At 63.5% G+C, this 12,043-nt stretch carries 13 protein-coding genes, 1 pseudogene and 1 riboswitch; of the genes and pseudogenes, 7 read left to right on the top strand and 7 right to left on the bottom strand.

The genetic code is table 11. The features are described from left to right. Positions 1–34 precede the first annotated feature (34 nt). The 3 genes from IB267_RS06295 to IB267_RS06285 form a co-directional block, all read right to left on the bottom strand. Positions 35–829 carry a CbtA family protein gene (locus IB267_RS06295; protein ID WP_192446854.1) on the bottom strand — a complete coding sequence of 265 codons (795 nt, stop codon included), beginning with the start codon at positions 827–829 and terminating at the stop codon, positions 35–37. Between the two features lie 197 nt (positions 830–1,026). Beyond that, positions 1,027–1,203, bottom strand: a complete 177-nt coding sequence (locus IB267_RS06290; protein WP_034791966.1) for a CbtB-domain containing protein — start codon at positions 1,201–1,203, stop codon at positions 1,027–1,029. A gap of 40 nt (positions 1,204–1,243) precedes the next feature. Then, positions 1,244–1,506, bottom strand: a riboswitch (cobalamin riboswitch). Continuing rightward, the gene (locus IB267_RS06285) at positions 1,505–2,197 is read right to left on the bottom strand and encodes a TetR/AcrR family transcriptional regulator (protein WP_192446853.1); all 693 of its coding nucleotides are present in this window, start codon (positions 2,195–2,197) and stop codon (positions 1,505–1,507) included. (Overlaps the previous riboswitch by 2 nt.) Positions 2,198–2,301: 104 nt before the next feature. On the opposite strand from IB267_RS06285, the gene IB267_RS06280 reads away from it, so the two are divergent. Together IB267_RS06280 and IB267_RS06275 are read left to right on the top strand one after the other, a co-directional pair. Further along, on the top strand, positions 2,302–3,132 hold the full coding sequence (locus IB267_RS06280; RefSeq protein WP_192446852.1) for an NAD(P)H-binding protein: 831 nt from the start codon (positions 2,302–2,304) through the stop codon (positions 3,130–3,132). After that, positions 3,129–3,608 carry a DUF1772 domain-containing protein gene (locus tag IB267_RS06275; RefSeq protein ID WP_192446851.1) on the top strand — a complete coding sequence of 160 codons (480 nt, stop codon included), beginning with the start codon at positions 3,129–3,131 and terminating at the stop codon, positions 3,606–3,608. The genes IB267_RS06280 and IB267_RS06275 overlap by 4 nt, the downstream gene beginning before the upstream one ends. Before the next feature lie 69 nt (positions 3,609–3,677). Here the strand turns inward: IB267_RS06275 and IB267_RS06270 are convergent, their stop codons facing one another. The 3 genes from IB267_RS06270 to IB267_RS06260 are packed head-to-tail and all read right to left on the bottom strand — an operon-like array spanning position 3,678 to position 5,469. Next, complete coding sequence (locus IB267_RS06270) at positions 3,678–4,244, bottom strand: SRPBCC family protein (protein ID WP_192446850.1); 567 nt, start codon at positions 4,242–4,244, stop codon at positions 3,678–3,680. Then, on the bottom strand, positions 4,241–4,603 hold the full coding sequence (locus IB267_RS06265; RefSeq protein WP_192446849.1) for a helix-turn-helix transcriptional regulator: 363 nt from the start codon (positions 4,601–4,603) through the stop codon (positions 4,241–4,243). The genes IB267_RS06270 and IB267_RS06265 overlap by 4 nt, the downstream gene beginning before the upstream one ends. A 50-nt stretch (positions 4,604–4,653) precedes the next feature. Further along, complete coding sequence (locus IB267_RS06260) at positions 4,654–5,469, bottom strand: crotonase/enoyl-CoA hydratase family protein (RefSeq protein WP_192446848.1); 816 nt, start codon at positions 5,467–5,469, stop codon at positions 4,654–4,656. A gap of 83 nt (positions 5,470–5,552) precedes the next feature. Here IB267_RS06260 and IB267_RS06255 point away from each other — a divergent pair, with 83 nt between their 5' ends. Together IB267_RS06255 and IB267_RS06250 are read left to right on the top strand one after the other, a co-directional pair. Then, positions 5,553–6,149: a TetR/AcrR family transcriptional regulator gene (locus tag IB267_RS06255; RefSeq protein WP_192446847.1), complete on the top strand. Its 597-nt coding sequence runs from the start codon at positions 5,553–5,555 to the stop codon at positions 6,147–6,149. A 121-nt stretch (positions 6,150–6,270) separates the two neighbouring features. After that, positions 6,271–6,621 carry a VOC family protein gene (locus IB267_RS06250; protein WP_192446846.1) on the top strand — a complete coding sequence of 117 codons (351 nt, stop codon included), beginning with the start codon at positions 6,271–6,273 and terminating at the stop codon, positions 6,619–6,621. A 91-nt stretch (positions 6,622–6,712) separates the two neighbouring features. On the opposite strand, the gene IB267_RS06245 is transcribed toward IB267_RS06250, so the two are convergent. After that, on the bottom strand, positions 6,713–7,996 hold the full coding sequence (locus IB267_RS06245) for a cystathionine gamma-synthase family protein (protein ID WP_043624604.1): 1,284 nt from the start codon (positions 7,994–7,996) through the stop codon (positions 6,713–6,715). A gap of 126 nt (positions 7,997–8,122) precedes the next feature. Between IB267_RS06245 and IB267_RS06240 the strand changes: the two genes are divergently transcribed. The 3 genes and pseudogenes from IB267_RS06240 (at position 8,123) to IB267_RS06230 (ending at position 11,950) form a co-directional block, all read left to right on the top strand. Then, positions 8,123–8,581: an Lrp/AsnC family transcriptional regulator gene (locus IB267_RS06240; RefSeq protein WP_043624607.1), complete on the top strand. Its 459-nt coding sequence runs from the start codon at positions 8,123–8,125 to the stop codon at positions 8,579–8,581. A gap of 138 nt (positions 8,582–8,719) precedes the next feature. Next, a pseudogene (locus IB267_RS06235) lies at positions 8,720–10,009 on the top strand (mechanosensitive ion channel family protein). Between the two features lie 255 nt (positions 10,010–10,264). Then, positions 10,265–11,950 (top strand): alpha/beta-hydrolase family protein, encoded by a 1,686-nt coding sequence (locus IB267_RS06230; RefSeq protein WP_192446845.1) that lies wholly within the window; start codon positions 10,265–10,267, stop codon positions 11,948–11,950. Positions 11,951–12,043: the final 93 nt, after the last annotated feature.

Here is a 12,043-nt window from a genome sequence, read left to right as displayed (position 1 = left end):
CGTCGGTTTGCTGACAATCCGTGATCGGCGATCACTATGCTTTGACGAAGCGCTCGTTGATGAAGCCGGAGACGACGCCGAGCACGATCCAGAAGGCGAGCGTGGTGGCGAGTGCGGCAACCGCAAACTCTGCGCCGAGCACGGCCGGAACGTTGCTGGTGATGTCGAGCGGCTGCGGCGCACCATAGACATGGGGCGCTGCGATCAGCACGAGACCCGCGACCTTGGAGACGATCTCCTCGCGCAGGACGACGAGATAAAGGCCGACGGCCGAAAGCGCCACCGTTGCGAGCCACCAGGTCTGGCGGTCGCCCAGTTCGGCGGCCGGAAAGCCAGGCAGTTCCGGCGGCAGGCCGATCGCCGGCAACATGTGCACGGCAAGCCAGCCGCAGGCGCCCCAGAGCGCGCCGTTCCGAAGCGTGATCGGGTAGCCGATCACCAGGCTGACGCCGGCGAGCAGCAGGCCGAAGCCGGAACCGGTGACGAGGTTCGCGATCAGCGTGCCGGAGAAGCGGCTCATGCCGAACATGATGCCGCCGTCCTCGTGCTCGCCCTCATGGGCATAGGCGGGCGTGATCGGCGACAGCGCGTCGAGCAAGGCGCCGAGCGGCGACACGGCTTTGAGCGACGAATGCTGGTCGTGGTTTTCCGCGGCAGGCTGTGCCGCACCCGGCTGGGCGGCGGGCTGTTCGGTGGGGGCCGGAGCCTCGCCTTCGAATTCTTCCGCATGCAGGATCAGCGGCGTGACGCGCAATTCCTGGGCGCCGGTCATGAAGACACCGGCAATCAATCCAGCCACGATCGCGGCCAGAAGCGTTCTGACAATCATCTTGAAATCCCTCGATAACGACAAAAGCCACGCGCTGCGGCGTGGTCCTTGAGCCTTCCCATTTTGCCTGTGCTGCGGATGGCTTTCGCACGCCGGAAAAACCGGAATGCACACAAACCGACATCCGGCTCGTGCCGGATGCGTTCAGGTCCGCAGATTGTTCGATGCGGAACGTTGTTCACGTTCCGAGGCATCGGTCAGTGGCAGGGGAAGCCGTAGGAGTGGCGGGTGTCGTGCGCCGTGTCGTGCAGCACGGCCGAGTTGGCAAGGCCGGCGCCGAAGACGAGGAATGCGCCGATGAAGAGCGCGATGACGCCAGCGGTCAGACGATCGCTGAGGGAGAGCGGGGTGCTCGAAATGGTAGACGTAGCCATGACAACCTCCGTGATGGCATCGGGAAATTCCCGGTTGGGCCCTATGCCCGCATCGAGTGGCAGGTTTCCTGGCTCACGGCGTTGGGCTCGATGCCCTCGATCTGCCTCGCCTTCCCAGCTCGGCCGCCCTCTCGCGGTCTTGCCAGTGGCTTCTTCCGGATCGCTCCGGAACGGTGGATCGACGTCGCTCTACAGTCGCGGGGTCGGCCGTGATTTGAATGCCCAGATTGGGTCCATCCGTCACATTCCCGTTTACTCCCGAAACACGTTCGCGTCCCGGGAACCAATCGATCCCAGATGATTAGGATTGTGTCATGGAGTTGTCAATTGAGTGCGCGCCGCCGCGCGGTCCATCCGCGACAAAATCCTTGATGGTCATGCGTTTGTAGGCCTCGACGATCTGGTCGCCCTCGGCGCGCTCGACCGAGACCGCAAGCCGCATGGTGCAGTCGCCGAGATGCATGATCAGGAAGGCGGCGCTGTCGATTTCCTCGCGCGGCGTCGCCGGCACAAGCCGGGCCCAGACATCGGCAAGCAGCTTTCCGCCGGCGCGGCTTTGCGCAAGGTCGATTTCGCGCAGCGCCTTGTCGGCCTGCATCGCCGACCAGATGTCGCGCATGACCGGCTCGGCGAGGAACATCTCGTAATAGATGTCGAACAAGAGCGAGAAGGCGTCGCGCAGCTCGGCGATCGAGGTCACCTTGGCCAGTTCGGCCGCGATACACTCGTTGCAGACCGCATTGTAGCGCTCGGCGAGCGTGCGCACGATTGCCGCCTTGTCGGGGAAGTACTGGTACAGCGAGCCGATCGAAATCCCAGCCTTCTCAGCGACTTCGCTCATGCGCATGGCGTCGCTGCCCTTTTCCTGGATGAGCGCCGTCGCGCAGGCGAGGATCTGCTCGACGCGCTCGCGACTGCGCTTCTGGCTCGGTGTCCGGCGCAGTGCGGGCTCGTCGTCGGCGGGAAGCGTGGCGGGGCTTGCATCTGGAATCATGAGTAATGCTCACATTTTGACTTGACTCCTAAAATACGAGGATTTATCACATTTGCAAATGTGAGAGATACTCATATTTTTTGGTGGAACCTCAGGAGGAAACGATGTCTCAGAAAATCACACTGGTTTTGGGCGGTACCGGCAAGACGGGGCGGCGGGTGGCCGAGCGCCTTCGGGAGCGGGGCATAGCGGTCCGCATCGGTGCCCGTTCGGCGTCGCCTTCGTTCGATTGGACGGATGAGGTGACCTGGGCGCCGGTCCTTGAAAACGTCGATCGCATCTATGTCTGCTTCCAGCCGGATCTGGCGGTACCGGGCTCCGTCGAGGTGATCGCCAAGTTCTCGAGCCTTGCCGTCAGCGCCGGCGTCAAGCGGCTGGTGCTGCTGTCGGGGCGCGGCGAGGACGAGGCGGAAGCGGCCGAGCGCGCGCTGCAGGCCTCCGGCGCCGACTGGACGGTAATCCGGGGCAGCTGGTTCTTCGAAAACTTCGACGAAGGGTTCCTCGCCGAGGGTGTCTTGAGCGGTTCCGTCTTCCTGCCCGTGGACACGGTGACCGAGCCTTTCATCAGCTGCGACGACATTGCCGACGTCGCTGTCGAAGCGCTTCTCGACGACCGCCATGTCGGCAAGGTCTATTCGCTGACCGGCCCGCGGCTGATGACCTTTGCCGACGCCGTGGCCGAAATCGCCGCGGCTGCCAACCGCCCGATCTCCTATCAGGCTATACCGGTTGCCGACTTCGCTGCACACTTGCAGGCCGACGGCGTGCCTGATGACTATGTCGAGCTCATCCGCTATCTCTTCACCTCGGTGCTCGACGGGCGCAATTCAAACCTGACGTCCGATGTCGAGCATGTGCTTGGGCGGCGTCCGCGTGACTTTGCAGCCTACGCTCGGGAAACCGCAGCAACTGGTGTTTGGAGTCTTGCCGCATGATCCCCCTGATCCCCGCTCTGGCGTTTGCCGCCGCGATCGGTTCCGGCCTGATGGCCGGGCTGTTCTTCATCTTCTCGGTCTGCATCATGCAGGCCCTGTCGCGGCTGCCGCCGGAGCAGGGGATCGCTGCGATGAATGCGATCAACGTCGTGATCCAGAACCCGATCTTCCTCAGCGCCTTCATGGGCACGGCGTTGCTCGCCCTGGCGCTCATCGTCGTCGCCTTCCTCTCGGGCGGTGAGGGCCGGTGGTGGCTTGCCGCCGGCGGTGTCGCCTATGTCGTCGGCGTGCTGCTGGTGACCATCGTCTTCAACGTGCCGATGAACGACGCGCTCGCCGCGGCAGCCCCCGGTCAGGCGGCGACCGATCTCTGGCATGAGCGCTATCTGACCGATTGGGTCTGGTGGAACCACGTGCGCACCTTCGCGTCGATCGGCGCGCTGGCGTTCTTCATTGTCGGTTTCGCCCGCGCCTGACGAAAAGCGCCGGCAAGTGGATCCTTGCCGGCGCCTGCACGCGTCTTGACCTCTGAGCCCATCCCGCCGTCAGGGCTTGGGAATACGCGCGTCATACTGCGCTTCAAGGTCGGCAAACTTGCTCCAGAAGGCCGCCGGCTTTTCGCCTTCCAGCAGCGCACGCAGAATGTCGAGATGCACGTGCCAGCCGGCGGAGAAGCTGGTCATGATGGCGCGGTCGGCGATGCGCTTGTGGGTGACGACGAGCAGCACCTTGTCGCCGCGGGGGCTGAGTTCGAAGCGGACCTCCGAGGGCGTGCCGGTTTCTTCGTTCCAGGTGTAGGCCAGCAGCCGCGGCGGCTCCCAGGCGAGCACGTGACCGTAATTGCGCACCTCGCCGGCGTGCTCGGCATATTTCTGCGGTGGCCGATCGTCTTCCGCTGTCAGTTCCGAGTGGCGGAAGACGTGCTCGACCTCGGCCCCTTCCTTCGACCCGATCGTTCCGGACGCCATCCAGAGCCGGCGCTTGCTCTCCTCCGTCAGATAGGACCAGACCCGCTCGATCGGGCCGGGAAGCAGGCGCTCGATGCGCACCGCGTCCGGTGCGACGACACGGCCGTAATCGGCGCCGGCAAAGGCTGTGGCAGACGAAGTCATGGCTTATCCTCCGAATCAGTTTGGTTGGTGGCGTCTTCGGCGAGAAGCAGCGCCTCGAGTACGTCGATGCGGGTGCGCCAGAAGGTTTCGTAGTGGCGCATCCACTCCATGCCTGCATGCATCGGCCCGGCATCGAGCCGGCACACATGCGTGCGACCTTTCACTTCGCGGCGCACCAGACCTGCTCCTTCCAGCACCTTGATGTGTTTCGATGCCGCGGCCAGCGAGATCGAGAACGGCGCCGCAAGCTCGCCCACCAGTCTTTCGCCCTGCGAAAGGTCCTGGAGCATGGCGCGCCGCGTCGGGTCCGAAAGCGCGTGAAACACGGCATCGAGATGTGCGTTCTGATATTCAACCATATCGTTGAATGTCGTCTGGATTGGCCTAATTGTCAACCGTTCGGTTGAATTTAAAAATATCGCGAAAAAAGACCGGGCCGCGGCGGGTCGTCGTGGACGCGCCGTCCCTTCCAGGCGGCGAGCGCATCGGCAAGGTCGTCGGTCGGCACCATCTGGGCAAACTGCTCGCTCTCGACCTGCAATCCCTCGGCGATCGACATGTTGAGGCCGCGGGTGACAGCAGTGATGATCGAGCGGACGGCGAGAGGCGAGTGCGCCATGATGCGCTTTGCCAGGTCACGGGCGGACGCGATCAGTTCGTCATGCGGGACGACGCGGTTGACGAGCCCCAACTCCAGCGCGCGATCGGCCGGGAAATCGTCGCCGGTCAAAAGCAGTTCCAGCGCGCGCTTGCGGCCGGCGAGCCGCGGCAGCCGCTGGGTGCCGCCGAAGGTCGGCGGCATGCCGAGCTTGATCTCCGGCTTGGCAAAGCGCGCCTGGTCGCTGGCAATCGCCAGATGCACGGCCTCGGTGATCTCGCAGCCGCCGCCATAGGCAAGCCCGTTGACGGCAGCGATGACCGGCTTCGGAAAGGCTTCGAGCCGCGCCGTCAGGCCCTGGCCGCGACGGACGAAATCGCGCACGGCCAGGTTCACGCCCTTGGCCACGCTTTCCGAGAACTCATGAATATCGCCACCGGCGGAAAAGGCGCGCTCGCCGGCGCCGGTGATGATCACCGCGCTGACGGCGTGGTTCACCTCGATCTGGTCAAGAAGGCTCATGAGCCGGTCGATCAGCTCGTAGTTCAGCGCGTTGAGTTTCTCTGGGCGGTTGAGAGTGAGGAGGGCGATGCCCTCGGAAATCTGCAGCAGCACGGTGTTCGACATGGTTGCTCTCCGGCAGGTGTTGACGGGGAGAGGCTAGGTGAGGGAAGATGCCATGTATATTCACTAGTCGGTATACTTGAGAGATGGCGAAAGCAGAGAAATCGGCCCGGGACTTGATCGTCGCAGCGGCGGAAAAGCTGTTTTATGCCGAGGGCATCCGCGCAGTCAGCGTCGATGCGGTGGCGGAAGCCGCGGGCGTGACCAAACGCACGCTCTACTATCATTTCGACAGCAAGGACGCGCTGATCGCCGCCTATCTCGAAGGCCGCGACCAGCCCAATCTGAAACTCTTCCGCAAGTGGTTCGACGCGGGCGACGGGGACATTGCCGACAAGGTCGAGGCGATCTTCGTCAATCTGGCGCGGGCGGCGCGCCATCCGAAGTGGAAGGGTTGCGGCTTCCTGCGCACCTCGGCCGAGCTAGCCAACATGCCGGGACATCCGGCGATCCGCATCGGTGCGGCCCACAAGAAGAAGTTCGAGGCGTGGATGGCCGAGACCTTTACCGAAGCCGGCACTGCCGAGCCGGCCATGCTGGCGAAGCAGATCCTGCTGTTGCTCGACGGCAGTTTCGCCGTGGTGCTGCTGCATCGTGACGCGAGCTACATGGAGATGGCGGGCAAGGCTGCAGCGACGCTGGTGCGGGTCGCGCTTGCCGGCGCGGACGGGAAGGGATCCTGACGCGCTGCAACTTCCGCTTCAAACGGCTGCCATCGGCGGGCAGTATAGGATGCAGTGCCAGGAGCCAAACAACCATTGAGCGCCGATGTGGCCGCGCTGCGGCTCACCGAGGAGGAAATCCATGACCGTCAAGCGTATCGTCTCAAACCTCTACGCCCCGGACCCGCAGGTGGCGCGCGCCTTCTACGGCGACCTTTTGGAACTGGACGTGGTGATGGACCATGGCTGGATCCTGACCTTTGCCGCCGAGGGCAAGGCCGCGTTGCCGCAGGTGAGCATTGCCAGCGAGGGCGGCAACGATACGCCGGTGCCGGTGCTTTCGATCGAGGTCGACGACGTCGACCGCGCCTATCAGCGCGCCAAGGCAGCCGGCGTCGAGATCGTCTACGACATCACCAACGAGCCCTGGGGCGTGCGCCGTTTCTACATGCGCGACCCATTCGGCAATATCGTCAACATCCTGACGCACTAATTCCAGGAAAAGTGCGCAGCGGTTTTCCGTCCGGAATTGCGCCATCTGAAATCAGCGAAGAGGCCGCCGGCAAGACAGGCGGCCTCTTGCATCAGGCAAGCGACAACGCGTTTGAGAGATCCGCGACGAGGTCGTCGGGATGCTCGATGCCGATCGACAGGCGGATGGTTGATTCCAGCACGCCGATGCGGTGGCGCACCTCGATCGGCACGCCGGAATGGGTCATGGCCGCCGGGTGGCTGGCGAGCGATTCCGTGCCGCCGAGGCTGACGGCGAGCTTGAAGATCTGCAGCGCGTTGAGGAAGCGGAAGGCCGCCTCCTGGCCGCCCGCGATGTCGAAGGAGAAGGTCGAGCCGGCGCCGGTGCACTGCGCCTTGAAGGTGCGGCCGACCGGTGTGTCCTCGCCGTGGAAGGGCAGGTAGTGGATGCGCTCGACCTTCGGGTGGTCGCGCAGGAATTCGGCGACGATGCGGGCGTTGTCGTCCGCCTTCTGCATGCGCACAGACAGCGTTTCCAGCGAACGGCCGAGCATCCAGCAGGAGTGCGGATCGAGTTGGGTGCCGATCGCGCCGCGCAGCGCTTTGACCTGCTTCATCACCGCCTTGGAACCGAGCGCCGCGCCGGCGATGAGGTCGGAATGGCCGCCGACATATTTGGTCAGCGAATAGAGCGAGATGTCCGCGCCGTGCTCGATCGGCCGCTGGAAGACCGGACCGAGCAGCGTGTTGTCGCAGGCGACCACAGGGGTGTGGCCCTGCTTCCGGCCGATCGCATCGGCAACGCGGCGGATCATGGCGACGTCGACGAGGCTATTGGTCGGGTTCGCCGGCGTCTCGACCAGGATCACCGAGACCCGGCCCTTGGCCATCGCCTCTTCGGCGGCGGCTGATACGGCCGCTTCGTTGACGCCATCGGCAAATCCGACGGCCGCGACGCCGAGATTGAGAAAGGTGCGGGCAAGCAATGTCTCGGTGCCGCCATAGAGCGGCTGGCTGTGCAGCACCGCGTCACCGGGCTTGACGAAGGCGAGCAGCGTTGTCGCGATCGCCGACATGCCGGAGGAAAACAGCGCGCAGCTTTCGGTGCGCTCGTAGACGGCGAGACGGTCCTCGACGATCTCGCTGTTCGGGTGGTTGAAGCGCGAATAGACGAGGCCGGCGCCGACGCCTGCCGGTGGTTCCTTGCGACCGGAGACGAAGTCGAAGAAGTCGCGGCCTTCTTCGGCGGAGCGGAAGACGAAGGTGGAGGTCAGAAAGACCGGCGGCTTGACCGCGCCCTCCGACAGTTCCGGATCGTAGCCATAGTTCAGCATCTGCGTTTCGGGATGCAGCTTGTGGTTTCCGATGTGGGTTTTGGAGGGATGCGGTGCGGTCATGGCTTGTCTCCTCAAGCGAAGCGGACTCGACTGACAGGCAAATTATATCAGATGCTTGGGCCGATCCTTGCTATTTCCGGCTCGATGTCTTTGAGTTGCGCAAAGATTTGGCTGAGTTGGAAAGATATGGCGCAGAAAATTGCCGACGAGACGGATCGCAGGATTTTGAAGGAGCTGGTGGCGGATGCCCGGCTGACCAACAACGAGCTCGCCGAGCGGGTGGGGCTCTCGGCGTCGCCTTGTCTGCGCCGGCTGCGGCGGCTGGAAGAGACCGGTGTCATCCGCGGCTATACGGCGCTGGTCGACCCCGCGGTCGACGGCTGGACGATGACGGCGATTGCGACCGTCACGCTCAGCCGCCAGCACGAGGACGAGATCGTCATGTTCGAAGAGGCGGTGCGCGGCTGGGACGAAGTGCTCGAATGCCATCTGGTGACCGGCTCGCGCGACTACGTGCTGAAGGTGATGAGTGCCGGCCTCGATCAGTACGAGCGCTTCATCAAGGAGAAAATCGCAAGGCTCAAATGCGTCGCCTCGATCGAGACGAGCTTCGTGATGAACACCATCAAGGAGCGGCGGATCTAGCGCTCAGCCCCTCCATTAAGCCTCCGAAGCGCTTCGATAATCGTCGATCGGCTTTGAAACCATCAGGGGTGCCCTAGATTCGAGTTATGAGGGCGTCCCAAACGCTCGGCGGGCGCCTCGATCTCTCGGAGAGAGACGATGGATTTCGCAACAGCGGTCGATGCCGCCGCTTCGTGGCTGCAGACGGTCTTTTTGAACGCATGGACCTATTACCAGCTCGCCATCATCGCCGTCGGCTACCTGGTCTGTGGTACACTGGCGAAGCGGATAGAGCCGCGGGTCGAAGCCCGGGCCCGCACGATCAAGGGCAATCCGGATCTGCTGCGCGTCATCATCGCCTTCATGCGGCGGCTGCGGTGGCTGTTTCTGATCGTCTGGCTCTGGATCGCCGACGGGATGATCCTGCGCTTCGGATGGCCGTCCTATCGCTGGCTGGTGGCGACCGCGCTGACGCTGACGGCGGCGTGGTTCGTCATCTCGGTGCTCACACGCATCATCCGCAACCAGATGCTGGCGCGCGTCACCGCCGTCGTCGGCTGGATCTATTTTGCGCTCTATGCGGTCGGGCTCGACCGGGTGATCCTGACGACGCTCGACGGCGTTGCGATTAGCCTTGGCGCGGTTCGCCTGTCGCTGCTGCTTGTCCTCAAAGCCATCGTGCTTTCGTCCGCGCTGATCTGGCTTGCGGTTTTGATCGGCAATGTCTAGTCGCACTGGATCCAGCGGTCAGCAGACCTAACGCCCTCCTTCAAGGTGCTGATCAGCAAGCTGGTCAAGATCGCGCTAATCGGCTTTGCCGGCGCAATCGCACTGTCGGCCACCGGCATCGACCTGACGGCGCTGACGGTCTTTTCCGGGGCGGTCGGCGTTGGTATCGGTTTTGGTCTGCAGAAGGTGGTTTCCAACTTCATCTCCGGCATCATCATCCTGCTCGACAAGTCGATCAAGCCGGGCGACACGATCACGCTCGGCGATACCTTCGGGTCCGTGCGCGACCTGCGCTCCCGTTTCGTTTCCGTCATCACCCGGGACGGCAAGGAGTACCTCATTCCGAACGAGGACTTCATTTCGCAGCAGGTGGTGAACTGGTCGTTCTCCAGCGATTTCGTCCGCATCGAGATCGATTTCGGCACCTCCTATGACAGTGACCCGCACGAGGTGGCGCGCATCGCCATCGAGACCGCCGCATCGCTGCCGCGGGTCGCGAGCAGCTATGCCCAGCCGGTCTGCTGGATGACCGGCTTCGGCGCATCGTCACTCGACTTCAAGCTGAGGTTCTGGATCTCCGATCCGAGCAACGGGCTCACCAACATTCGCGGCCAGGTGTTGATGGCACTCTGGGATGCGTTCAAGGCGGCGGGCGTTTCGATCCCGTTCCCGCACCGCGAAATCATCATCAAGGCGCCGGTCGAGGTGACCCGCGTTTGAGGGCGAGCATTTCGCTCAAACGTCAGGAACCACGCGTCTTGCGGTTGCGGCAATTGACTGGGCGCGAGGGGAAGGCGACATTGCAGCCAACGCCTGCTGCATGTTTCGTCAAATCGTCGCCGATTGGGGGATAAATGTGCAGCAATTCAACGTGATAAAGCGACCCTCGGCCGGCTGATAAGCCGCAGGCTCGAGGGTTGGCCCGGGCGGCCTCCGACCGTTCCGGCGACAGGACTGCATGAGGTGGGACCGGCCATGGAAAATCTTCAACGGACGCGACTGTCGAGACTGCCGGTGCCGCGTTTCGTTTCCGCGCTTCTGGCTTCGTTTTCGACCACGGGCCTGATCGTCGGCGTGTTCTTCTTTGCCATGTCGCTGACGCCGAGCCTGATCCCGCGGCCCTATGTGGTGCAGGCGGTAATCTCCGGCCTGTCGCTTTCCGCCGGCTATGCGATCGGCGTGCTCATGCGCTGGCTATGGTCCTTGCTCGACCTGCCGGAGATCCGCGGCCGCACCGGTTTCGTCGTGAAGATGGTGGCGGCGTTCGGCTGCATCGCGGTTGCGCTCACCTTCCTTTGGCGCACCGCCTATTGGCAGAACACCGTGCGCGAGATCATGGGCATGCACCCGGTCGAAAGCGCCGACCCGTTCAAGCTCGGCCTGATCGCGGCGCTCGTCTTCGTCGTCATCGTGCTGCTTGCGCGGCTGTTCCGGCTGACCTTTCGCTTCCTTGCCCGGCGCTTCGAACATGTGCTGACACGGCCCTTGGCGAAGGTCGCGGCCGTGGCGGCCGCCGTCGGGCTCTTCTGGTCCGCGGTCGATGGCGTCATCTTCCGCTATGCGCTGCATGCGGCCGACAGTTCTTTCCAGCGTCTCGACGCGCTGATCGACCCGGATGTGGCACCTCCGACCGACCCGATGAAGACCGGCAGCAGTGCGTCACTGATGACGTGGGACGAGCTCGGCCGCCAGGGGCGCCAGTTCATCGCCTCGGGGCCCGTAGCAAAGGACATCGGCGCCTTCTTCAGCGGAGAGGCGAAGGAGCCCTTGCGCGTCTATGCCGGCCTCAACTCGGCCGAGACCGCCAAGGAGCGGGCGAAGCTGGCGCTCGAAGAGCTGAAGCGTGTCGGCGGTTTCGAGCGCTCGAACCTCCTGATCGTCGTGCCGACCGGCACCGGCTGGATCGATCCGCCGGGCCTCGATTCGCTCGAATATCTGCTGAAGGGCGACGTTGCGAGCGTCGCGGTGCAGTACTCCTACCTCACGAGCTGGCTGTCGCTGCTGGTCGAGCCGGAATATGGCGCCGAGACCGCCGATGCGCTGTTCGATGCCGTCTACGGCTACTGGACGACGCTGCCGAAGGACAAAAGGCCGAAGCTCTATCTCTATGGTCTGAGCCTCGGCTCGATGAATTCGCAAGGCTCGGTCGATCCCTTCGACATCATCAGCGATCCGTTCCAGGGCGCGCTCTGGGTCGGCTCGCCGTTCCCGACGAAGACCTGGCTGCAGATCACGCGAAACCGCAATCCCGGCTCGCCGGAATGGCGGCCGCTTTATCGCGACGGCTCGGTGATCCGTTTCACCAACCAGGAAAATGCGCTGAACATCCCGGGCGCGACCTGGGGCAATGTCCGCATCGTCTACCTGCAATATGCCAGTGACCCGATCACCTTCTTCGATCCCCATTCCTTCTACCGCGAACCGGACTGGATGAAGGCGCCGCGCGGAGCGGACGTCTCGCCGGCGCTTCGCTGGTTCCCAGTTGTCACCATGTTCCAGCTGCTTGCCGACATGGCGCTCGCGACCACCTCGCCGATCGGCTACGGCCATGTCTACGCGCCGGAACACTATATCGACGCGTGGATGCAGGTGATGGCACCGCCCGGGGTGACCGAAGCGGATGCCGAGCGGCTGAAGACGATGCTCAAGGGGCGCTACTAGAGCAATTCCAGGAAAAGTGTGAGACGGTTTTCCAGACGGAATTGCGTAATTTCAGAGAGTTAGATCATTTCATCGTTTCAAGGAAACGATGAA

Origin of the sequence: Ensifer sp. ENS09 (assembly GCF_014852425.1) — a bacterium.
Lineage (GTDB): Bacteria > Pseudomonadota > Alphaproteobacteria > Rhizobiales > Rhizobiaceae > Ensifer.
The sequence above is the reverse complement of the archived record's forward strand: the minus strand, read 5'-3'. Positions and strand labels throughout refer to the sequence as shown.